This window comes from Amycolatopsis sp. NPDC051758 (genome assembly GCF_044453095.1).
GTDB lineage: Bacteria > Actinomycetota > Actinomycetes > Mycobacteriales > Pseudonocardiaceae > Amycolatopsis.
On sequence record NZ_JBITCJ010000010.1, the window covers coordinates 353079 to 375658 of the forward strand.

Below are 22580 nucleotides of genomic sequence, written 5' to 3' on the forward strand. Positions count from 1 at the left end.
CACGAGCCCCGTCACTCGCTTGAACCTCAATCTCCTGCGAAACAAGGACAACTGCACATGCTTCCCCGATTCCTTCAAGGCACCATGCAGAAAATGCTGCTGGCTGGCCCTCGGCTGGTGTACCAGCAGGCACTGGCGGCGCTCGACACGCCGCCCCACACGGCAGAAGTCCCGATCGACGCCCCTTGGGTCGCCGCCATCCACTACGACGGCGGCGACCGGCGCGGCTACTTCGCCGGCGTCGGCGTGGCTATCGCCCCCGACTGGGTGTTGACGTGCGCGCACCTGTTCTGCCCGGCCTACGACCTACCCGAAACCGGGGAACCCCCGACCGCCGAGAAGACCTTTCACGTCCTCCTCGGCGACCCGCGCCTGGGCACCGGCACCCGCCACGAGATCCTCGACCGGGTCGAGAACAACTACCGGCCCATGTTCGCCGGCCCCGTCCCGCGCGCCGACCGCCGCAAGCCCTACGCCGATCTCGCGCTGCTCCGGCTCGCCGAACCGACCGACGTCGCACCCACCCGCCTGCTCGCCGGCCCGATCCCCGACGGCACCGCCGTGAGCTGCCTGGGCTGGCCGGACGGCCACCGCGGTCCGGGGATGCTCACTCAGGTCGACACCTACACCATCCGGCGCCAGGCCGGGCTGGGTGGCGGGATCAGGCCGGACGAGTTCTGCGTCGCCAACGCCGCCGAACCCGGGGACTTGGGCAATGGCTACTCCGGGGCGCCCGCTGTGATCCTGCCCGAGCCCGGAACTCAGACGCAGCCGCTGGTCCGGGGTCTCCTCAGCCGCGGCGCCGCCATCGGCGACCACACGATCCCCAGCCCGGCCCTCGTCGTCGACCTCAACGCCCACCGCGACTTCATCGAGACGACCGCGGGCATCACGTTCGTCACCACAGAGGACTACGCGGACCGGTGACCTTGCGCCTGCACAGTCCCGCATTCCGACGTCAACGGCAGTTTCCGACCAGGATAGGAGTCCTACCAGCGTGACCAGTACGACCCAGCACCCGCAACTCGCCGCAGAACACGCGGATTCGCTCATTCCGCGCGTCGACCTGTTCGGCAATCCCGAGCGCGCAATCCCCTCGATCTCACCCGACGGACAGTGGCTGGCCTGGCTCGCCCCCGTCGACGGCGTGCTGAACCTGTGGGTATGCCCCATCGAGCTCGAGACCGACGATGGCGCCCGGCCCGTCACCACCGACCGCAACCGCGGCATCCAGAAGTACGAGTGGGCACCAGACAGCGACCACCTCCTCTACCCGCGCGACGAGGACGGTGACGAAAACACGCACCTCTACGCGGTATCGGTGCACACCGGCGACGTCCGGGACCTGACGCCGTTCGACCGTGTCATGGCTCTGATGGTCGGCCAGGATGCGCAGATCACCGACCGGGTGCTGGTCGCGCTCAACAAGAACCGCCCCGAGCTCTTCGACGTCTACGAGATTGAGGTTGCGACGGGTGAGTTGACCCAGGTCCTCGAGAACCGCGAGTTCATTGGTTTCCTGGCCGACAGCGAGCTGCAGGTGCGAGGCGCCATCGCCCCCGATCCGGAGGGCGGCCGGACGATCCTGGTGCGCAAGGGAGACCAGTGGTGCCCCGTGCTGACGGTCGACCAGCCCGACGCGCAGAGCACGGAGCCGGTGGGGTTCGACCGCGACGGTCGCCGGTTGCTCGTCAAGACCTCGGCCGGCGCCAACGCCGCCCGGCTGCTGTGGATCGACCTCGAGACCGATGAGCAGGACGTCATCGCCGAGGACCCGGTCTACGATGTCCATTCCGTCTGGACCGATCCGGCGACGAAAGAGCCGCTGACGGTGTCGATCCGGCGGGAACGCCTGCACACCCACGCCATAGCCTCGGAGGTCCGGGACGACCTCGACCGTCTGGCGGAGGTCGATGACGGCGACCTGCAGATCGTCTCCGCCGACCGAGCCAACACCACGTGGATCGTGTCCTACATCCACGCCGACGACCCCACCGCCACCTACGTCTACGACCGGACCAGTGGAGAGGCGACGCTGCTGTTCCACAACCGTCCGCGTCTCGCCGGCAGGCTCTCGCCCGTCGAACCGTTCTCCTTCACCGCCCGCGACGGCCTCGACATCCACGGATACCTCACGTTCCCGAAGGGCCGCACCGAGAACCTGCCGACCGTGCTCCTGGTGCACGGCGGACCGCCGATGCGGGATACCTGGGAGCTGGACCCGCAAGCGCAGTGGCTGGCCGACCGCGGCTACCTCTGCCTCAAGGTCAACTTCCGTGGCTCCACCGGCTACGGCAAGGACTTCACGGTCGCGGGCCAGCGCGAGTGGGGCGGCAAGATGCAGGACGACCTCGTCGACGCGGTGGAGTGGGCCGTGCGAGCCGGGCACGTCGACCCGGACAAGGTCGCCATCTACGGCGGCTCCTACGGAGGCTACGCGGCCCTGGCCGGCGCGGCGTTCACCCCCGACCTGTTCCGTTGCGCCATCGCCCTGTGCGCGCCCAGCAACCTCGAGACGCTCCTGGCATCGATGCCGCCCCACTGGGGCCCGATGGCCGCCGAGTTCTACGCGTCGGTGGGCCACCCGAGCGAAACCGAGTTCCTGCGGTCACGCTCACCGCTGTTCCACGCCGAGAAGATGAAGATCCCGCTGCTGATCGCCCAGGGCGCCAACGACCCCCGGGTCCCCCAGTCCGAGAGCGACCAGATCGTCTCTGCCCTGCGGAGCAACGGCGTACCTCCCGAGTACCTGCTGTACCCCGACGAAGGTCACGGCCTGGTGAAACCGGCGAACCGGCTGAGTTTCACCGCGGCCGCGGAGCGGTTCCTGGCCAAACACCTCGGCGGCCACTACGAACCGGAACCCGCCTAGAACGCTCGGCGGCGCATCCCGGTCCCGCAACGACACCGCACGGGATGCGCCGCCCGCAACACCTCCGACGTCGCCTGTCGCGCCACCGTCGCAATAGGACTGCCGATCGTCGGTCGCCCCCGGCCCTCGCGCCGGATTCCCGTCTCGCAGGAAGTTCCGTCCCATGCCCCACCACCCGCCAGGCTCTGGCTCCGCCGCCGCTTCGGACGATCCGACGTCGCACAGGCTCGCTCAGCCGGCCGCGACGTCCGTCTCCCTCCGCCGGCGGACACACGAGGCCGCACCACGGTGCGGCCTCGCTGGCCGACCGACGCGTCCGCGGACGAACCGCTGGCTGCTGCTCTGCCCCGCAGTAGGGCCTTCCGGTGCTGCTAGGTCCGGCGCCGACCGGGAGCAGGCTCATGACCGCTAGCCTCTCCTGCGCCTGCTATGCCGCGATCACCAGCGTCATCGCCGACGGGACCGGCGCCGACGAGGCGCTCGCCGCCTACGAATATGCCGCGTTCGAAGCGATGGCCTCCGGCGCGCGGTTTTACGTGCGCTGGCACGACACTGGTCACACCCAGGCCGAGGCGGCCGAGGAACTCCACAGGATTCTCCGACGCTTGCGGATCACGTTGGCACTGCTGGAAAAACAGGTGGCTGACAACCCGCCGGCCCGGCAGGCACCGGGCGCGTTGGGTGCGGACCTGCGGTCCTTGGCCTACACGTACGGACGGATCGCCGCCCGTCTCTACCGGGCAGAGGCGAGCCTGGACGCGGGCATCACGGGCGAGCACCAGCCCGCCCGATCCAGCTCCGGGTCAGGCAGCGATCTGTGGTGACCGGCGACAAGTGGTACCCCACGACGCCGCGACGCCCCGGCGATCCAGACGTCGACGTCGAGAGCCCACGCCGGGACCCGGTAGGGGACTACCTGCTCGGCGGCAGCATCAAATCCGCCGTCGATCGCGACTTCGCGGCCGGCCTCGTCGCCGCCTACCCGCAGCTCCCGCGGCTGGCCGCCACCGCCGCGCGCTGGGACCGCGACGCCGCCCAGCTGATGCTGGACCAGAGCATCGGGCACTTCCTGATCCTGGGCACCGGCGGGATGCCGCTCTGGGCAAACCACGCCGCCCTGGCCAGCCTTCACACCGCGCGGGCGCGGATCGTGGTGCTCGAGCACGACCCGGTCACCCGGCACCTGCACGACTTCGTCGACGGTGGTGCCGCCGCCGACCGAGCGCTCGTGCTGCACGTGCCCGCCGAGCGGCACCACGTCCTGCCACAGCTGCCCGAGGTGGCAGAGCTGCTCGCGTGCGGCGCGCCGGTCGGCGTCCTCGCCACTGCTCTGCTGCGGCCCGCCGGCATCACCCTCGCCACGATCCTGTCCCTGCTCACCGTCGCCCCGCCCGGAAGCCAGCAGGCCCTCACCCAGCTCACCATCGGTCACTCGGACGACGACGTCGCCGAGGTCGCAGCGCGCTTCGCCGATGCCGGCATCCCGATCGCGGTCGCCGCCCCGGGCGCCCTCGACGCGACGATCGCTGCGTTCCAGCTGCGCGGCACAGTCGATGAGGGTGACGCCGCAGCGATGCCGTCACCGTCGACGGCCCCGGGAGTGCAGACGGTGCTGCTGACCGCGAGGACCGTGACGGCGAACGGGCAGAGCCGGTGACCGGCGGCGTGAGGCCGAGCGTCCGGCTGGTGCAGCACCTGATCCTGCTGTTCTGCGGCGGCTGCGCCGCCTACGGCGTGTCGGCGCTGGCGTCCTTTGTGTTCGACGGGCGCTGCCTCACCTACCCAGGCCCAGACAGCGACGGCTGCTGGCCCGTGCGGCTGTACCTGGACCAGTTCCTGCCCGCGTACGGCGCCGCGGCCGCGGATCTCGTCGTCCTCACCGCCGGTCCCGCCCAGCTGTGCAGAGGCCGTCCTATCGACCCGGTCCTCCGCCTGGCCTGCCGCACCCTCGGCGCGGCGTTCGTCCTGTCCGTGGTGCTGCGATGACCCCGCTGACCTGGAGCGGCGCCTTGCACGTCCCGTTCCCCCAGTACCTCGGCGTAGTCCTCGCCGGCGGCGGCGGTGGCGCCGGGGTGGGATGGCTGTTGGTGTCGTGGCGGAGGCTGCCGGCGGGGTGGGCGCGCAGATACCTGCTCACCGGACCCCCGCTTGCGCTGTGGTTGGCCGGCGTTAGCTACGGCCAGGGCGACGCGCTCGTTCCCGACTACCTCGCCTCGCTCCACGACACCGGGGTGGCTGCCTCGCCGGAACTGACTACTGCCGCGCCGCGGTCCGAGCCCTGTCCCTGCACGTCGACACCATCACCGTCGTGCCCCAGCGTGGGCCGATCTGCGGTTCGCCATCACCGGCCACTCGTGGCCCTCGCCGGACCGGGCCGAGATCGGCGACCTCGGCGTCGTTCCCGCCGACCAGCAAACCCGCACCATCCTGGCCGCCCTCGGCTGCAGCCGACCGGTCCCCCATCCGCCACCTGCACACGAGACGACCTCCACATGACTCTTCCACCGCCCCAGCTGACCGCCACTACCTCGCGTACTCAGGACGACCGCCGCGGACGTCGCCAGCCCCACGGAACACGTACGCGCGCCGCGCATCGGACCGCCTCGCGCCAGCGCATGGCGCTGATCGGCCTCGTAGCCGTCCTGTCCGCGGCCGCGTGCGCCAGCCCCACCGACACCGCCCCGCCCGGCGCCGCACCGGCCCCTGCTCCGATCACGGCCCGGCCGCTCGACCTCACCCGCTACCTCGCCGCGCCGTGCTCGATGGTCCCGGTGGCGCTGACCGAACGCCTCGGGCTGACGCGACGAGAAGAACGGCACGAGAACGTCCTGATCGGCGCCGGATCCCAAGCCCAGTGCCGTATCTCCGCCGCGCCGCCGCTGACCGGCGTGGCCGAACTCCGCCTCTACCCGGCATCCCGGCCACTGCCGCTGCTCACCGGATTCACCCCCGCGCCGACCCCGACGTCCGTGGACGCTTACCCCGCCGGGCAATGGATTCTCAGCAATGGACGCGACGGCAGTGCCACCTCCTGCCACAGCATCGTCGACGTCGCCCCGAGCCAGGGATTCAGTGTACTGGTCAACGGCCTCGCCGGAGACGCCATCGAGAACTCGTGCGCCCGAGCCAGGCATCTCGCCGAAAGCATCCTCGCCGGACAGCTCGTATGACCGCGCTCCTGTCCCCGACCACCACCGGACACCGCAATACGTCGTGGCCCGGCCAGGAGGGTGATCCCATGGCACTGCAGCCGGAGTCTGCCGGCTCCTCCCTTGCCCTGGAGGTAGTGCTGCCCCCGGGAGTCAGCACGGCTCTCACGACTTGTCCATCCATTTCGGACACGGCGTTGAAGATTGCGGCGGACCAGTGGGAGCCGCCGCCACTGGACCTGGCGAACGCAAGTCCAGCCCGGATCAGGGACTTCTTCCTGGGAGGGGATAAGTCCTTCGCCCTCGACCGGGACTGGTGCGCCAACGCCACGCGCCTCGTTGCGAGCCTGCCGTGGATCTATCGCGACGAGCGCGACTTCCTGCACCGCGCGATCCGCTTCGCACAACGCAAGCGGCGCATCCACCGATTCCTCGTCATCGGCGCCGGACTGCCGTTCGCCCGGCCGGTGCACGACGACGTCCTCCCCCACCGCGACGGCCTGGTCGTCTACGCCGAACCCGACGAGTATGTCGCGGCGCACTTGGACCTGTTCACGGCAGACCTACCTCAGGTCAGCGCTGTCCGCGGCGACTTCCTGGAACCGGGGACCATCCTCTTCGCCGATGCCGTACGCGCACTGCTGCGTGACGACACCCCGGTGTGCGTGGTGCTCACCGGGGTACTGGAAACCATCGCCGATACCGACGACGCCACGGCCACATTGCGGTGCTACACCGAGCGACTGCCGGCGGGCAGCCTCGTCGTCGCCACCCACGCCACCGTCGACGGCCTCGACACCGGCGACGCCGCGGACGCGGCCCTGGCCGAGCGACGGCAACAGCTCTGCCGCACCTACCGCAACACCGCCCACCAACCGCCGCGTCACCTGCGCACCACCGAACAGCTACAGGACATTCTCACCGGCCTCCGACTCGTTCAGCCCGGCATCACCCACACCTCCGCCTGGCACAACCCCCGCCCTCGTCCCGGGATACGCCCGGTCGAATCGCTGTGCCTGGCCGCCGTCGCCGACGTGCGCAAACCCAGACCACGACCAATCACGAGTGGACAGACGCGATGAACGACGCCGCAACACCCGACGGCGCGGCGGTGACCGCCACCCCAGCCCGCTCCGGCGACGCCGAGAACCGCGGCAGGCAGCACCAGGCCGGCGAGGAGTCAGCTGATCAGCCGAGCCGCGCGCCCGCCGCGGATCCGCAGCCCGCCGGGCCTCGCCAGCTTCCGGCCATGACGACACACTTCGTCAGCCGGCACGACGAACTCGAACGCCTAACCGAGCTGATGAGCGACTCCGCCCGCGAGGAAGGGTCGGGAGCCAGCGTGGCCGTCGTGATCGGCCCCGGCGGCGTAGGGAAGACAGCCTTGGCGGTGCAGTGGGCCAACACCCAGGCCCAGCGATTCCCCGACGGCCAGCTCTACATCGATCTGCGTGGCTTCTCCTCCGACACCACTGTGGCGCCCGTCGACGCCCTCGGCAGATTCCTCCGCGCCCTGAACGTCCCGCCGGAACGAGTCCCGGCCACGCTAGAAGAACAGGTAGGCCTGTACCGGACGCTCACCGCCGGACGGAAGATGCAGCTGCTAGTCCTGGTGGACAACGCCGCATCGGCCGCCCAGGTCCGGCCGTTGATCCCCACCTCGACCCGCAGCGTCGTCCTCGTGACCAGCCGGATGCGGCTGGACGGCCTGATTGGCGACGGCGCGCAGCTGGTCGAAGTTCAGCCGCTGACGCAGGACGAAGCAGTGGCGCTACTGACCAAGCTCCTCGGCCCACGCCGAGTTTTCCGCGAGCCGGCCGCGCTGGCCGAGCTGGCCCGGCTGTGCGGGCGGTTCCCGATCGCGCTGCGAGTGGCGGCGGCGCGCCTGATCACCCGCCCCCGCTGGCTGGTGTCCCAGGTGGTCGCCCAGCTGCGGGACGAGAGGTCACGGCTGGCCGCGTTGTCGCACCCGGCCAGCCCGGAGGACTCCATCACGGCGCTGTTCGACTGGTCCTACCGCTACCTCAACCCCGTGGAGACCGGGCTGTACCGGCTGCTCGGCTCCCTGCCCGCGGCCGAGTTCGGCGTCGGCGTGGCAGCCGCGGTCACCGAGCTGGCCGAGCACGAGGTCGGCGCCGGCCTGCAGATGCTGGTCGATGCGAGCCTGCTCGAGGAAACCGGGCACGACCAGTACCGCTTCCACGACCTCGTCCGGCTACACGCGCGCGCCCAACCCGAGACCGACCGACACGATGTCATTCCCCGCGCCGGCGCCTGGTACCTACGGGAGCTGACCCGGGCGAACCTGGCGATCATCCCGGCGACGCTGCGGTGGCGTGTCAGCCCCGTGGCCAAGCAGCTGGCCGGCCAGGCTTCCCCGTTCGACACCGACGGCGACGCCTTGGACTGGCTGGCTCACGAGCTGCCGAACGTGATGGCGCTGCTGGAGGAGGCGGTCGCCGACCGGCACGACGAGCTGGCCTGGCAGCTGTGCGAGGCACTGTGGGAGCTGATGCTCTACCGCAAACCCCTCTCGGAGTCGCTGCGCGCGCATCAGCTCGGGATCATCGCAGCACAGCGCTGCAGGCACACCATCGCCGAATCCCGGCTGCGCTACCAGCTCGGCCGAGTTCACCTCGACCTCGGGCAGCCGGACGCAGCCGAAGCAGAAACGCTGCGCGCGGTCGCGCTCGCGCAAGACGCCTCCGACCGACGCAACGAATCCGCGGCGCTGGAGCAGCTCGGGCGGGTGCACCATGCCCGCGGCGACATCGACGCGGCGATCGAGTGCTACACCACGAGCCAGCACATCGAGGCCGAACTCGGCATCGACCGTGGCGTTGCCTCCCGCCATCGCCGCATCGCCGACGCCCTGCTGCACGCCGGCCGCGACACCGAGGCGGCGCCACACCTGGCCGCGGCCCGGAAGATCTTGGCCACGGCCGGGGACGACAAGGACCTCGCCCGCGTTGACATCAGTCTGGCGCGGCTCGACGTGCGAGCAGGCCGGACCGCCCGGGCCATCGAACGCCTGACGGCTGCCCGCGAGGTGCTGCGCCGTCCTGGCTCGGTGGTCTACGAGGCCAGCGCGCTGCTCGCCCTGGCGGAGGCTGCCGATCGCGCCGACCGCCCCCAAGACGCTCGCGGCTACCTGACCGAGGCGGTCGAGCTTCTCCAAGATCTCGGCGGCGCAGCACTGGACGAAGCCCACCATGCCCTCGCCGCCTTGAACGGCCGCACCCAAGCGCCGCACAAGCGGCACCACGACGTGACGACCAGCGACAGCTGAACCCTCGCGAAAGGATCACCATGCTCACGAACCAAACCACGCCCGCCGCCGCCGAACCGTGGTGGAACGCCCACCGAGGACACTATCCGGATACGCTCATCGCGTACTTCGAGGCTGAAGCCCGAGCCACGGCCACGCGGCAGTTCCAGCCGTCGCTGATTTCTGCCGCCTTGCAGGAACCTGAGTACGCCGAAGCCGTGGTGCGTCACTTCAGCTACCGCTATCCCTCCGAGCTGATCGATCGCACCATCGCGGTGCGCGCCACCCGCCGAGCCGCCTTCCTCCGCAGTGGCATGCGCGAGGCAGCGTTCGTCCTGGACGCATCAGTTCTGCGGCGGCCAGTCGGCTCCGACGAAACCATGGCGAAGCAACATGCCTGGCTGCGTGAACTCGATTCCTCGCGCAGGGCATCCATCCAAATCATGGACGGCGTGTACGACGGGTTGGGGAGCCACTTCTCGATATTCGTCGTCGCCGGAACGGTCGTGGCCTTCGTTGACCGGGGAGACGAGCTGGAGCAGGTCGAGGACACCGGAACGCTCAACAAGCTCGTCGAGCGATTCGAACGATTTCGGCAGCAGGCGACACCCCTTCGGGACTGCTCACTCATCAAGGCCGAGAAATGAGCAGTGCAGTCCGCTGCCGCCGTGAGCTGTTCCGGGAACTCGGCACCGCCGAGACATCGGGACATCGAGTGGTCACCTCGTGCACCGTGTCGCCGAGCCCGCCCCAGCAGGGCAGCGACCTCAACTTCCTCCCCGACCGCGGCGTCCACCACGCCGACACGATGCGCCTGAGCGTGCAGCCGACCGAGATCGTCCACGCCGAATCGCTCCCCCCGGCCGACGCGATGGCGGTGTGCATCCCGGCGACCGACTCTCGATCGGCAAGACCCGCGACGGTCGGCACTTCCGCCGCACAGCTGATGACCGCGCGCAGCAGCCACCGCACCGGACGCCCGATCGCCGAGATCGCAGCTGAATTGCACGTCCGTGAGCGCGACGTCCAACAGCTACTCGACGACACCCTCGCGCTGCTCAACGGTCCCCTCGAACAACCTGCACCTCCGATCACTTCCCTGCCTCGCACCGGCAGGCATCACCGCGCTCAAGGGATCCAATGAACCTCCGCACTGATCCCGCACGGCTACGCGACGCGATGGTCCGTGACATCGTCACCGCCGGACACGCCCAAAACCCAGCAGTCCAGGCCGCGCTGGCGACCGTGCCCCGACACCGCTTCATCCCCGGCGTCCCGGTCGTCGACGCCTACGACTACCGGCAGGCCGCCGCCGGTTCGTATCCAGGCACCGGCATCGAGCCCCTCACGATTGCAATGATGCTCGACCAGCTCGGCATTCGGACCGGACAGACGGTGCTGCACATCGGCACCGGAACTGGATACACCGCTGCCCTCGCCGCCGAGCAAGCCGGCTCCCGCCGGGTCGTCACCATCGACCGCGACCAAGACGTCGCCGCGCAAGCTCGCCGCGCCCTGTCTTCCCTAGGTTACGACCGGATCGAGGTGATCAAAGGCGACGGCGGCGAAGGCGTTCCCGGCCTTTACGACCGGATCATCGTCACCGCCAGCGCCTACGACCTTCCTCACGCCTGGGTTAGCCAGCTGGCCCCCGGCGGCCGGCTGGTGGTGCCGCTGCGGTTTCGCGGTACGAGCCGCAGCCTTGTCTTCGAGCGCCAGGGCGACACCGTGGAGGCGCGCGAAAGCCGACGGTGCAGTCTCCCCCACCTGATCGGCGCAAACCACGACCGCCAATACACCAGCCGGATCGGCCCCGGCGGCCGGCTCAACCTCACCTGGGACGACGACCAGCAGAAAATCGTTACCGGGCACGGGCTCGACGCGCTGCAGACCTATTCCCGGCCGCTTCTGGTCTGGTCCGGAGTGATCGTTCACCAGGGCGAATCGTGCGATGGCCTGTGGCTACGGCTCGCCTCGACAGCAGTCGGAACCTGCGAGCTCGCCGCCGCCGGCGAGCTACGCGACCTGCCGCCACTCGCCATCCCAGCGGGGACCCCCGCGCTCGTCGGTTACGGCAGCATCGCCTATCTCACCCGGCGCGAAATCGCCCCCTTGCACGACGCCACCCGCCGATACGAACTCGGTGCTGCCGCGTACGGCCGGCGCGCCGCCCGCGAGGCCACCACCTACATCGATCAGGTGCGTGCCTGGGACGCCTATCGCCAGGCCCATCCCACGATCACCGTCGCCAGTGCCGACACGCCCGTCGAGCAGCTGCCGCCTGGCCAGTACCTCGAACGACCGAGCCACCTCTTGGTCCTCAGCTTCGCCACCACGATCTGAATCACCGTCGCGACAAACGCTCGACGCCGACGCCGCCTGCATCACCTACCGACGACAGGGAGTGCCACCATCCTGACCGCCAACCTGCGCGACGACATCACCACGACCCGACCGTTATTCGCCGACGAGCAACGGGTCGACCGACCCGGGCCCACCCTCCACACGCGCCCCGACATCCGCGTCGTCGCAAGGTTCGGCCGGTGACGGCGCGCTGGCCGCATAAGCCCGGCCACATCTGGATCGCTCTCGCAGTCGTCATCGTCGGCGGTGGCGTGATCCTCGGAGCCGCCTCCGTCGCCCGCCACATACAGCGGTACTCAACGGCGCTGATCGCGACGCGGCCGCGGCGAGGTCACTGCCGGCTGACGCTGGAAGCCGTACTGGCGCGTACCTCGAACACTGCGGCCAGCAGCCACCGCGGCCGCAATGCGACGATGTCGCCACCCCCGGCGGCGCGAGGAGGCGCGCGGGATGACCAACACCGACGAAGCAAAGCCGGCCGATCGAGGCGGAGCTCGATATCTCCCGTGGGGTGCCGTCGCGGCACTGTCGCATAGTCGGACGCGCTGCTGCAGGCCGGCCGCGATTTCGATGCACAGGCGCACCTACGGACAGCGCTGGAGATGTTGACCGCGCTCGGCGACGAAAAGGACGCGGCGCGGGTCTCTCGGGTTGGCCGGATCAACGCCCGGGCCAGACGTCCCGACGCCGCCATCGAGCGCCTGCAGCAGGCATGCCGTGTGCCGGGCCGAACCGGCTCCGGTCCACGAGACGCACGTATTGCTGCAGTTCGGAAGTCGCCGTGAACGACGGTCATCCGAATCGAGCTCAGGACTAAACAACCGAGGCGATCGAGCGTGTCCAGGACCTCGGCGAGGCCGCTCTGGTGAGAGCCGAGGACGCGTTGGGGGCCCGTGACTACGCCGCCGGAACGCTGCCCGAACCATCACCGCTCGAGAAACAACCGCACACGCGGAAATTTGAGGAAGGAGAACACGCCTTGCGTTCCTTCAAGATCACACCGATCTCCGTGTTCAAGGCCGGAGGTCTCGCACTGGCGGTGATCGGCACGGCCGCGTGCAGCGCCCAGGACGCGTCGAACTTCGTCAGTCAACCCGCGCCCGTGGCCGCGACCTGGTCGGTGTCGGTGCAGTACGACGCACTCAGCTATGGCGTGCGGGATCGACCGACCTGCACTGGCGCACTCCTAGCACCGCAATGGGTGCTGACTGCAGCCCACTGCTCCAAGACGGGTGAGCCCCCGCACAAGGACGGGCCGCCCGTCCCCAACGCGATCAAGCAGTTCCACGTCCGGGCTGGCTCGCTGGACCGCACCCAAGGTGGAGCCACCTCGACTGTGGACGCTATCTACGAGAATCCCGGGTTCACGTGGAAACAGGGCGATCAAACCGACGAGGTCGACGACATAAGCCTGATGCATCTCGTCACACTGCTGAATGTGCAGACCGTGCCCCTCGCCAGCCGCCCACCACTCGATGGCGAGCTGCTCACCTTCTACGGTTGGGCCAGCACGTCCAACGACCCACACCCCAAAAGCCTGCCTACCCAGCTCCAGCAGGTGGGCGTGACTGTGGCCGACCTTAGCGACTGTGCCGAGAACGCACCGTCGCAAAAGGAGTTCTGCACCTCCAACCCACCTGGCAGCGGCGGCTCGGGCGGCCCCGCCGTCCGCTGGGAAGCCGGCCGGCCGAGCGTTGTCGGGACTCTCAGTCGCGCCACCGGCGCGATTCCCGGCGACGGCGCGGCGACCTTCAGCAACGCTGAACAGTTCCGGAGTTGGATCGACGAAACGATCGCCCAACACGCCGTCGCCGCTCACTAGAAGAAAGAAACCCTGATGACGTACGGTGTCCGCGTCTGCTGCGAGCTCAAGATTGGGCTGGCAGCCGTGTCCTCTACCGCATCCCTGAAGCGCTGCGGTTGTGCCAAACAACCAGTTCAGTCACAGGGTGCGGCGTTTCCGAATGCCGCAACACCGGCAGGGGGACACGGTCGCCTCAACTTCCTGCTCGGCGGCGGCGTCCACGAGGCGGGGAGCCTGCCGGTCCGGATCCAGCGGCGCGGCCAGCACTACGGCGAGTACAACGCCGCCAGTCTCGACCAGCGTCTGCATCCGGCAACGATGCAAGGAGCCAGTCCGGTTGACTAGCGAACCTTCATCCCCCGCGGCTCCGTTCCCGATGTCCGCGCCCCACATCTGGGTAGACCGCAGCGACACACTCGGTGCATTGCAGGACTGCGCCTCCACGCCGGGGCCAACGCGGATCCTGCTGCATGGCTTGCCCGGCATCGGCAAGACCGCGCTCGCCGCAACGTGGCTCGCCGGCCATAAGGCACCCCAAGGCAGCGCGTCCCTGATCGCAACGCTCAACGCCGCGGATGGTCATCCGGTCACTGTCCACGATGTCCTGGGGCAATGGCTGCGCGAGCTCGGCGTCGCCCCCGAGCACGTCCCGCCCAGCCTCGTGCAACGCAGCAATGCTTTCCGGCAGCGCACCCACGACACGCCGGTCGTGGTGCTGATCGACAACGCCAGCCGCGCCGCAGACGTCCGCCCATTAATCCCAAGCGGAGATTCCAGCACGGTTGTGGTCACCAGCCCCCTGCGGCTCGGTGACCTCGTCCGCGATGGTTTCGCGCTCTACCCGCTGGCCGAGCTGCCCGTGTCCGACGCCGCGGCGTTGCTGGCCACTTACCGCGATCAAGCCGTGCCGACGGACGATAGTTCCGGCTGGCACGATCTCGCCATCCATTGCGGAGGTCATCCGCTGACGTTGTGCGTGGCGGCTGCTTTCCTCGCCACGCACAGGCACACGAGTCCCGCCGACCTCGCCGCTGCCCTTGGCCGCCGCCCCGCCGACACACTGACGGTCGGCGGTCCTTGCCTGGGAGACCTGTTGACCGTCGTCTACGACAACCTGCCTGCACGTGCCCGGCAGCTCTACCGGCTGCTGTCCGACTATCCCGGGCCGGACTGCACTGTCGCCGTGCTCGCCGCCGCGCTCGACCAGTCGCTCACCGCGGTCGAAGACGCCATGAACGATCTCTTTCAGGCCCACCTGGTCACCGAAACCGGCCCCGGCCGCTATGCGCTCGGCACCAGCGTCAGCCAACATGCCCAGCGACTCCGGAATGAGGTCGACAGTCCTGACCTCAGGGACGAACAGCTGCGCCGACTGATCACCTGGTACCTGCACCGGTGCGCTGGCGCGGCCAACACGATCAAGCCATCGCCCCACCGCTACACACCCGTGTTCACCGACGGCCGGGCCGACCGGCACCGGCACCCATCCCCGGCTCATGCCCAGGCGTGGTTCCAAATCGAACGCCGCAACATCATGGCGGCGCTCGATACCGCCGCAGAACTCGACTTCGACGACCTGTTAGTTCAGCTAGCTGAGGCCGTCTGGGACCCCTTGCGCACCGGCTACCACCTCGAGGACATCGTCCTCAGCCAGACCAAAGCCAGCCGATCCGCGGTCATGGTCAGCACCGCGCTCTCTGCGGTGATAATCGCGCGCGTTGCCTTCGCCTTGACCTCGCTCGGCGAAGAGCCCGAAGCCTCCATCACTACGGCCGGTGAGGCCGTCCAGCTCGCGCACGGCACCGACGACAGCTGGGCAAAGGCCATGGCGCTGTCCACGCGGGCCCGGGCTCTCACCGCGGCCGGTCACCTCGACGACGCGATAACCGACCTCAACGCCGCGCTCGTGCTGGACCGCCAGCGCGGCGACCTGCCCAGCATCGCCCTGCGCCTTCGCCGGCTCGGCCAAGCCCACCAGTCCCGCGGCGACACAGCCCGTGCGGTGGAACTGCTGCTGCAGGCGGTCGACCAGATGGCCGCTGCTAACGATCAAGCCGGACACGCGCGTTCGCTGACCTACCTCGCGAACGGATACCTCGCCGCCGGCCGACCCGGTCTCGCCTTGGATGCCCTGCGCCGCGGGCACGGCTACGTCGCGAACGCCGGCGCGAGCCGCCATCGAGTCGACGCCGAGCTCACCGCGGCCCGCGCCTACGAACAGCTGGGCGACTTGGCGGCAGCCCGTGCCCTGTGCGATGAGCTGTTGATCCTCCTGGATGGACAGTCCGGGTCCCGCGCGGAGCAGTGCCGCGCCGAGGTGCGAGCGATGCAGGATCAGCTTGAATAAGTACCTCAAACACCCGACCTGGCCGAATCTCGTCAACTGTTGCTTGCCCGTCCGTCCCCCAGAACCCTGTTCGCGCACCGTCTGCGCGTACGCACGACCGTCTGTCATCGTCGGGGGGCCGCGTGCCTCAAGAAACTCGCGGAACGGCTCGACTGGTCAACCCCGAAGGTGCTGCGTCCGTGACCGACCTCCACAAGTGCCCGGAAGGACTGATCAGTGAGCCACCCTGGCGAACCATCCGCCGTCACCCCGTCCGCCACCGACTTGCTGGCCAACCTCAGCGCCGAGATGCAGATCCGCGAATACCGCGACGCCGTCGTCATCGCCGAGAACGACGTCAAGGTTGCCTACGAGCAGATCCGCTCTGCCGGCAAAACGGCCCTTGCCAAGCTGACAGCCCTGGGCTTCCTCGGCACGGCGGCCGCGTTCAGCCTTCCCTATCTACCCCCGGCGCACCTCATCGGCGCCAGCCTGGCCGTCCTGTTCGCGGCGCTGTTCGCGGTGTGCTTCGTGATCGCCGTTCGAACGATCCGCTCGAACATCCCGCCGCGCGGCGAGATCACCGAGGCCAACACCGGCTGGCTCATCGGTGTGGTGCTCACGCCCGCCGAGCTGGTGCAGCACTTCCGCGACCGCGCGAACAGCCGCCTCGAGGTTGCCGCAGCCGAACTCGCCATCCTCGCGCCGCTTGGCCATCACAAGCACCGGCGCAACGGCCTCCTCGGTGACCTGCTGATCGCCGACCTCATCACCGGGCTGCTTGCGTTCGCCTTCCTGCGCCTCGGCATCTGACCTTCACCATCCCCCTACCGCCTGTCCATCGCACCACTGAAGGGAGCACCACTAGCGATGACCTTCACCGTCACCGGCGCTCCGCGTGGCGACCTGCCACGCGACGTCTACTCCGGACGGATGCTGACCGTCCACGTCCTGCGGGTCTGGCCCAAATCGCCTGACCCGGCCAACACCGCCGACCGTCCGCGCCCGGACACCATGACCTGGGTCGAGTTCGGTTGCGAGGACATCGCCTACCTGGCGGCCCTGCGCGTGGCGAACCTCCATGGTCAGGCCGGCCGTCTCGCCGAGATCAGCTCCTTCGACTTCCCGGCCTCCAGCCCCGACCCCGAGGGCCTGGCCCTCGCCCTCATCGGCGCCAGTTTGCCCGGCTCGTCGTCGATGTTGTCGCGCGTTCCCCCTGGCGAAGCTCGCTCGGTCACCCGGGCGGCCGCGGCCGAGTACCTCTGGAACACCTACCGGCTCAACGTCCCTGACGACGTCGACCGCCGCGACACCAGCTCCCTGCTGCTACTGCGCCTGGCCCGCCGCACGATGCTCGGCGACTGCTATGCCCGCCAGGCGCTGGTGGAGCTGCAGATCGAACACGTCCGCACCTTCGACGACACTGACCCGGCCGACGCGCTCGTCAAGGTCACTGACCAGCTCTGCCCCTGAGACCGCGAAGGAGTTTAGGCCCCGCCCGTCGTCGTCACCAACGACATCTGCATAGTGCTGGTCGAGGATCTCGAGATCGGCGACCAGCTACCGCTCGGCAAGAATCGCGTGTCAATGGCCTAGTCGCGCGTGCCTGCAGTCCGCCCAGGGACATGTGTGGTGCCGCTCCAAAGCGCCCGCCACATCGACCGCACCCGGGAGCAGTCAGCTCGCTGATGGCGCACCTGCTCATCGCCACCGAAAGCACCCGGAGCGGGTATCGCCGTGTTGATCACCGATGTGGCACGATCGACTGTGGCGTGCGCGAGGGGGCTGATGCCGGAAATGTCCGACCAGAATGAGGCTGCCGCAACCGGGGGACGCCCGCTCACCGCGGCCGAGCAGTTCGGCGCAGCCATGCGTCGACTACGTCTCCGGAAGACGCCGAGGATGACGCTCCAGCGGCTGGGTGAGCTGGTCAATTACTCCCGCAGCATCCTCAGTCGCATGGAGCTCGGACAACTGCCGCCTACTCGAGAAGCGGCTAAGGCGATCGACAGAGCACTCGGGGCACGCGGTGCGCTGGTGACGCTAGCCGAATTCGCGCGGGCAGAGCCGTATGCGGGTTTGCCGCCCAAGCCGCCTCAGTTCGTTGGTCGGGAGCAGGCGTTGCAGACGCTGACCAGCACATTGATCGACGAGACGTTCTCGGATCGGTCCACGGTGGCGTTTGTGTTCGGGCCCCCCGGGGTGGGCAAGACGGCACTGGCCCGGTGGTGGGCCAACAGCCACCAGGAAGATTTCAATCACGTGCTTTACGCCGACCTGCGCGGATTCGATCGCCGGCAGCCGGCGGAAGCGCCTGAGACCCTCGAGCGGCTGCTTCGCGGGCTCGGTGTCCACGACGACCGCATCCCGGCTCATCCGGACATGCAGCTGGCTCTGCTGCGAGGTCAGCTGGAACACCGCGCGAACGTCGATCATCGGGTGCTGATCGTGCTCGACAACGCGCGAGACTCCCGGCAAGTCGCCGAGGTCCTTCCCGGCTCACGCGGTGCCTCGGTCCTGGTCACCAGTCGGGTCCGTCTGTCCGGCCTCGTCATCAACTCTGGTGCGGAGGCGATCGCGCTGCAGGCGATGAGTAAGGCCGACGCGGCTACACTAATTCGCAACTTCGTCGGAGACCAACGCGCGGACGCCGAGCCATGGGCCGTCGCACGGCTGGCCAGCTTGTGCGCGTTTCTGCCGTTGGCGCTGACCATCGCCGCTGAACGCATCGCCGCCAACGACACACTGACCATCGAGCAGCACACCGAGATGCTCGCTCATCGCGCACTCGAGCTGCAGGTCGACGACGACGAGACGATCGGAGTGCGCGCTGCCTACAGCTACTCGTACGACCACCTCGGCCCGACGCAAGCCCGGGTGTTCCGAATGTGCGGACTGCATCCCGGCGTGCAGTTCAGCGCCGAATCCGTGGCGGCGCTGGCTGGCATTGCCACCGAAGACGCGTTTCGCGTTCTGGACCAGCTGGCCCAGCTGTCACTCCTGCAGGCCTTGCCCGCACAACAGTTCCGGCTGCATGACCTGCTGCGCGACTACGCCGCCGAAGAGGCGGGGCGCCCGGAATGGGATGAGGAACGCGCAGGAGCAGTCAACCGCGTGGTCCATTGGTACCTGCACGCGGTGAATCACGCCGCGTGGGCGATCACCCCGGAACGCCCCGAACACCACATCCGGCTCGACTCGCCACCGGACGGGGTCGTACCGCCGACATTCGAGGACTTCGATGCTGCCTACGCTTGGTCGCTGCGGGAACTGCCGACCATCACCGGCGTTACCGAGCTCGCCCGGGAGCACGGCCTGTTGTTTGCCGCGTGGCGGATCCCGGTGGAGAGCTTTGACTTTTACATTCACCACCGTCCGGTGTCAGTCTGGATCCAGAGTCTTGAGGTAGCCGTCGATGCAGCCGAGAAGTCCGGGGAGTCTCTGCGGATCGCCCAGGCCGCTGAGGAACTGGCCGAAGGTTACCTTCGTCGCGGCAATCCGGAAGACCTCGACCGCGCACACGTGCTGACCAGTCGCGCTATCGAAGTCTGTCGGGGCACACTGACTCGCTTCGTGGCCTTCGCCTACATCGAGCAGGGCAACATCGAGTTCAGGCGTGGCAATTACGAGCGTAGTGCGCAACTGTGCGAACAAGCGCTGCACGTCGCACAAGCGGTCGCGGCCCGGGTCGGCGAGACCCTCGCGCGAACCCACCTCGGAAGCGCCTACCGCGAGCTGGGCCAGCTGGATCTCGCTATCCAGCACGGGCTCGCCGCCTTCGAGATTCTGCGCGCCCATGATGACTACCACGGCATGGGCGTCGCAGCAGTCCCCTTGGCACGCACTTACCGCACTGCCGGTGATTTGGATGCGGCCATACGGTTCTGCGACGAGGCGGTCACCGCGTTCCGGCACCGCGAAGACTTCCAAGGCCATGCCGAGGCTCTGGCTGAGCGGGCCCTGGCCCTCGCCGAACTCGGGCAGCACGAGGACGCGCGCGCGACGTTTACCGACGCGCTTGACCGGCTCTCGCAGATCGATCGGCGGGTAGCTGGCTTCTACGAAGCCGATTGGGCGAGGATTACCGCCCAGGCCAGAGAGTGACGTTGCCTGATTCGGCTCTTACTCGACCGCAGGTTTGGAGGCGGTCAAGTACACCTGCGGTTCGACGTCGGCTTGGTCGCTGGCCGGAGTGAACTCGACGACGTCCTCGCGAACGACCTGCAGACCCGCATCGCCGACGAGCTGCCGCAGCGTCGCCACGGGGAAGCTGAAGGTCTCCACCGTGTGACCCATCCATTCGCCGATCCGGCCATTGCAACCCGGTGGGTGTGGCACGGTCGCGAGGACGTAGAACCCGCCCGGCTGAAGCCACCGCGCGATTCGCGCCAGCATGTCGCGCTGGTCGGCCTGGGACAGCTGCAACATGGAGAACATAGTCACCACGACGTCCCAGCTCCCGTCTGCGAAGGTCAGCGCCCGCATGTCGGCCACCTCGAAGCGCGCCTGCGGAACATGCCTGCGCGCGAGGTTCACCATCGTCTCCGACACGTCGTAACCGGTGACCTCATGCCCGGCCGCGGCGATCGCCGCGGCAACCGGACGGCCAGTCCCGGCGCCGAGGTCGAGAACCCGCGCCCGGCCTCCCAGCCGTGGCAGCAAGTCAGCCAATGCAGTCCCCACTGCCGGTTGCTGACCGAACGCGTCCTCGTAATTCTGCCCAAGGGAGTCATACAGCTGCGCGGCAGAGGAGAGGTCGCCGGGGCCGGTCATGGAACCGCCTTTCACGTGAGGATCAGGAAACAGGACCACCAGGGAGGTGGCCGATCATCGGGCGGATTCTTTCAAGGTCACCGCCTTCTCGATCTTGGTGGCTCGTCTCGTCTCCCACCGGGCATGTGCGCACAGCACCACCAGCGCCGCGAAGTACGGCAACGCGTGATAAGCCTCCGACGGAAGCCCCAGGTCACGGGTCTCCGCCAGCACCGCGAGGCCGTCCATTCCGGCGAACAGCAGGGCGCCAGCGACAACCCCGCCCGCGGTCCGGCGTCCGATGATCACGACCGCTAGCACGAGAAAGCCGCGGCCGCCGGTCATCAGCGGGGTGAAGCTGCCGACCGTCGCGATCGCCAGCACCGTTCCGCCGACCCCTGCCAGTCCGCCGGCGATCAGCGCGGCGAGCAGCCGATACCGTGCCACGGAGATGCCTTGTGCAGTGGCGGTTCGCGCGTCGGCGGCCGCACGCAGCCGCAGCCCGAACCGGGTTGAGCGCAAAGCCCACGCGGCCAGCGCCGCCAACCCGGCCGCGAGAACGAATCCGACGCTGACCGCATGAAACGGTGCCCCGAAGACGGGCAGTTCAGACAAGCCCGGGATGCGAACCGCCGGCAGCAGCGACGAGCTGATGTTGGTCCGCCCAGCCGGGGCGATCACCTGGAACAGGTAGGTGGACACGCCGGCGCCGATGATCGAGATGGCGATGCCGATCAGGACAACGTCGATGCCCAGCGCCGCACTGGCCGCGAAGCCGAGTCCGAACAGAAGCCCGACTCCGAGACCTGCAGCGACCCCTGCCCACGGCCCGGCGGCGGCTCCGACAAGCACGCCGGCCAGCGCGCCGCACAACATGACACCCTCGATACCCAGGTTGAACCCTGCCCCAGACCGCTCCAGCGCCAGTTCCCCCAGCCCGGCCAGGATAAGCGGCGCAGCCGCGGCAAGCGCGCTGCCCAACAGCAGGATCACCAGCTCAGCCATGCGCAGCACCTCGACCTGCGCGGGACCGCCGGGACAGCGCGATCGCAAGGGCGACGGAGATCAGCAACACGCCCTGCGTGACAACCCCGATCGCTGTCGGTGTCGCTGCGGACAGCAGCTGGATCCCGTTGGCGCCGGTGGTCAGCGAGGCGATGATCAGGCCGGCGACCAGGATCGGCACCGGGCGATTGCGCCCCAGCACCGCAACCACCAGGCCGGTGAACGCGATCCCCCCGGCGATGCCGGGCGTGAGCCGGCCATCCGGTCCGGCGATCTGCATCCACCCGGCGAGCCCGGCAGCGGCCCCGGACGCGCCGACGCTGCCCAGAATCGCCCGTGCTGGGGTGAACCCGAGCCGCGCGGCCAGCCAGCGGTCCTCGGCGAAAATGTCCAGGATCCGGGCCGAACGGGTTCGATGCCACCAGATCCCGACCGCCACCAACGCCATGACGACGAGCGCCCCGGCGGTCAGCCGGCCGGGGACGGGCAGGAAAGGGATCCGAGCCGCTGCGGGAAGGTCGGCGCTGCGCGGGGTGGAGTACCCCTCCGGGTCGGCTAGCGAAGTCCGAAGAAGGTAGGTGAGCAGCTGCACAGCCAGGTAGTTCGCCATCAAGGCACTGAGAATCTCGTTCACGCGCCACCGCAGCAGGGGCACGGCAGCGATCATCGACCATGCTGCACCGGCCACCATCCCGGTGAGCATTCCTGCAGGCACAGCCAGCACTGCCGAGGCGTCACGCGGCAAGGCAAACACCGACGCGGTGGCAGCGATGCCGCCGGCGATCATCTGGCCTTCGGCGCCGACAGCGATCACTCCCGCTCGCAACGCCGGGGACACACCGAGCGCGATCAGCACCAGCGGCACCGCGTAGGCGACGGTCTGGACGGCCGCGTACGGCGTGCCGAAGGCGCCGCGGGCCCAGCCCGAAATCGCGGCTTGCAGGCTTCCGCCGGTGGCCGTGACCACCAAGGCGACGACCGCGAACCCGCCGATCATGCAGGCCGCGGTCACCGCGTGGGTGCGCACCATGCTGCCGACC

The 22580-nt window shown here is 68.9% G+C and carries 20 protein-coding genes; 16 read left to right on the plus strand and 4 right to left on the minus strand.

Translation table 11 applies throughout. The features are described from left to right. Positions 1-93 precede the first annotated feature (93 nt). From ACIA5G_RS39675 to ACIA5G_RS39730, 12 genes are all read left to right on the plus strand, one after another. Positions 94-927, plus strand: coding sequence for a trypsin-like serine protease (locus ACIA5G_RS39675; RefSeq protein WP_395932930.1), 834 nt, complete (start codon positions 94-96; stop codon positions 925-927). A 70-nt stretch (positions 928-997) separates the two neighbouring features. Beyond that, positions 998-2872: a S9 family peptidase gene (locus ACIA5G_RS39680; RefSeq protein ID WP_395932932.1), complete on the plus strand. Its 1875-nt coding sequence runs from the start codon at positions 998-1000 to the stop codon at positions 2870-2872. A 401-nt stretch (positions 2873-3273) separates the two neighbouring features. Then, a complete protein-coding gene (locus tag ACIA5G_RS39685; RefSeq protein ID WP_395932934.1) occupies positions 3274-3696 on the plus strand; it encodes a hypothetical protein in 423 nt (140 codons plus the stop codon). Beyond that, on the plus strand, positions 3693-4529 hold the full coding sequence (locus ACIA5G_RS39690) for an SAM-dependent methyltransferase (protein WP_395932936.1): 837 nt from the start codon (positions 3693-3695) through the stop codon (positions 4527-4529). The genes ACIA5G_RS39685 and ACIA5G_RS39690 overlap by 4 nt, the downstream gene beginning before the upstream one ends. A 29-nt stretch (positions 4530-4558) precedes the next feature. Further along, complete coding sequence (locus ACIA5G_RS39695) at positions 4559-4858, plus strand: hypothetical protein (protein WP_395932938.1); 300 nt, start codon at positions 4559-4561, stop codon at positions 4856-4858. A gap of 629 nt (positions 4859-5487) precedes the next feature. Further along, the gene (locus ACIA5G_RS39700) at positions 5488-6042 is read left to right on the plus strand and encodes a DUF3558 family protein (protein ID WP_395932940.1); all 555 of its coding nucleotides are present in this window, start codon (positions 5488-5490) and stop codon (positions 6040-6042) included. A 68-nt stretch (positions 6043-6110) separates the two neighbouring features. Next, on the plus strand, positions 6111-7103 hold the full coding sequence (locus ACIA5G_RS39705; protein WP_395932942.1) for an SAM-dependent methyltransferase: 993 nt from the start codon (positions 6111-6113) through the stop codon (positions 7101-7103). Further along, positions 7100-9310 carry an ATP-binding protein gene (locus ACIA5G_RS39710; protein WP_395932944.1) on the plus strand — a complete coding sequence of 737 codons (2211 nt, stop codon included), beginning with the start codon at positions 7100-7102 and terminating at the stop codon, positions 9308-9310. Before ACIA5G_RS39705 ends, ACIA5G_RS39710 begins: the two co-directional genes overlap by 4 nt. A gap of 20 nt (positions 9311-9330) precedes the next feature. Next, positions 9331-9936 carry a DUF5753 domain-containing protein gene (locus tag ACIA5G_RS39715; RefSeq protein ID WP_395932946.1) on the plus strand — a complete coding sequence of 202 codons (606 nt, stop codon included), beginning with the start codon at positions 9331-9333 and terminating at the stop codon, positions 9934-9936. Next, complete coding sequence (locus tag ACIA5G_RS39720; protein ID WP_395932948.1) at positions 9933-10433, plus strand: hypothetical protein; 501 nt, start codon at positions 9933-9935, stop codon at positions 10431-10433. Before ACIA5G_RS39715 ends, ACIA5G_RS39720 begins: the two co-directional genes overlap by 4 nt. Then, positions 10430-11632 (plus strand): methyltransferase domain-containing protein, encoded by a 1203-nt coding sequence (locus tag ACIA5G_RS39725; protein WP_395932950.1) that lies wholly within the window; start codon positions 10430-10432, stop codon positions 11630-11632. Before ACIA5G_RS39720 ends, ACIA5G_RS39725 begins: the two co-directional genes overlap by 4 nt. A gap of 886 nt (positions 11633-12518) precedes the next feature. Continuing rightward, positions 12519-13475 carry a S1 family peptidase gene (locus ACIA5G_RS39730; protein ID WP_395932952.1) on the plus strand — a complete coding sequence of 319 codons (957 nt, stop codon included), beginning with the start codon at positions 12519-12521 and terminating at the stop codon, positions 13473-13475. 120 nt (positions 13476-13595) lie between these two features. Here ACIA5G_RS39730 and ACIA5G_RS39735 read toward each other — a convergent pair whose 3' ends face one another. Continuing rightward, a complete protein-coding gene (locus ACIA5G_RS39735) occupies positions 13596-13766 on the minus strand; it encodes a hypothetical protein (RefSeq protein ID WP_395932954.1) in 171 nt (56 codons plus the stop codon). A 115-nt stretch (positions 13767-13881) separates the two neighbouring features. Between ACIA5G_RS39735 and ACIA5G_RS39740 the strand changes: the two genes are divergently transcribed. From ACIA5G_RS39740 to ACIA5G_RS39755, 4 genes are all read left to right on the plus strand, one after another. Continuing rightward, a complete protein-coding gene (locus ACIA5G_RS39740; RefSeq protein WP_395932956.1) occupies positions 13882-15804 on the plus strand; it encodes a hypothetical protein in 1923 nt (640 codons plus the stop codon). A 216-nt stretch (positions 15805-16020) separates the two neighbouring features. After that, a complete protein-coding gene (locus ACIA5G_RS39745; RefSeq protein ID WP_395932958.1) occupies positions 16021-16596 on the plus strand; it encodes a hypothetical protein in 576 nt (191 codons plus the stop codon). 57 nt (positions 16597-16653) lie between these two features. Next, on the plus strand, positions 16654-17256 hold the full coding sequence (locus ACIA5G_RS39750) for a hypothetical protein (RefSeq protein WP_395932960.1): 603 nt from the start codon (positions 16654-16656) through the stop codon (positions 17254-17256). 264 nt (positions 17257-17520) lie between these two features. After that, the gene (locus tag ACIA5G_RS39755; protein WP_395932962.1) at positions 17521-19887 is read left to right on the plus strand and encodes an NB-ARC domain-containing protein; all 2367 of its coding nucleotides are present in this window, start codon (positions 17521-17523) and stop codon (positions 19885-19887) included. Between the two features lie 18 nt (positions 19888-19905). Here the strand turns inward: ACIA5G_RS39755 and ACIA5G_RS39760 are convergent, their stop codons facing one another. The 3 genes from ACIA5G_RS39760 to ACIA5G_RS39770 are packed head-to-tail and all read right to left on the minus strand — an operon-like array spanning position 19906 to position 22570. Then, a complete protein-coding gene (locus ACIA5G_RS39760; RefSeq protein WP_395932964.1) occupies positions 19906-20556 on the minus strand; it encodes a class I SAM-dependent methyltransferase in 651 nt (216 codons plus the stop codon). Positions 20557-20610: 54 nt separating this feature from the next. Beyond that, positions 20611-21540 (minus strand): hypothetical protein, encoded by a 930-nt coding sequence (locus ACIA5G_RS39765; RefSeq protein ID WP_395932966.1) that lies wholly within the window; start codon positions 21538-21540, stop codon positions 20611-20613. Next, positions 21533-22570, minus strand: a complete 1038-nt coding sequence (locus tag ACIA5G_RS39770; RefSeq protein WP_395932968.1) for an ABC transporter permease — start codon at positions 22568-22570, stop codon at positions 21533-21535. Before ACIA5G_RS39770 ends, ACIA5G_RS39765 begins: the two co-directional genes overlap by 8 nt. Positions 22571-22580: the final 10 nt, after the last annotated feature.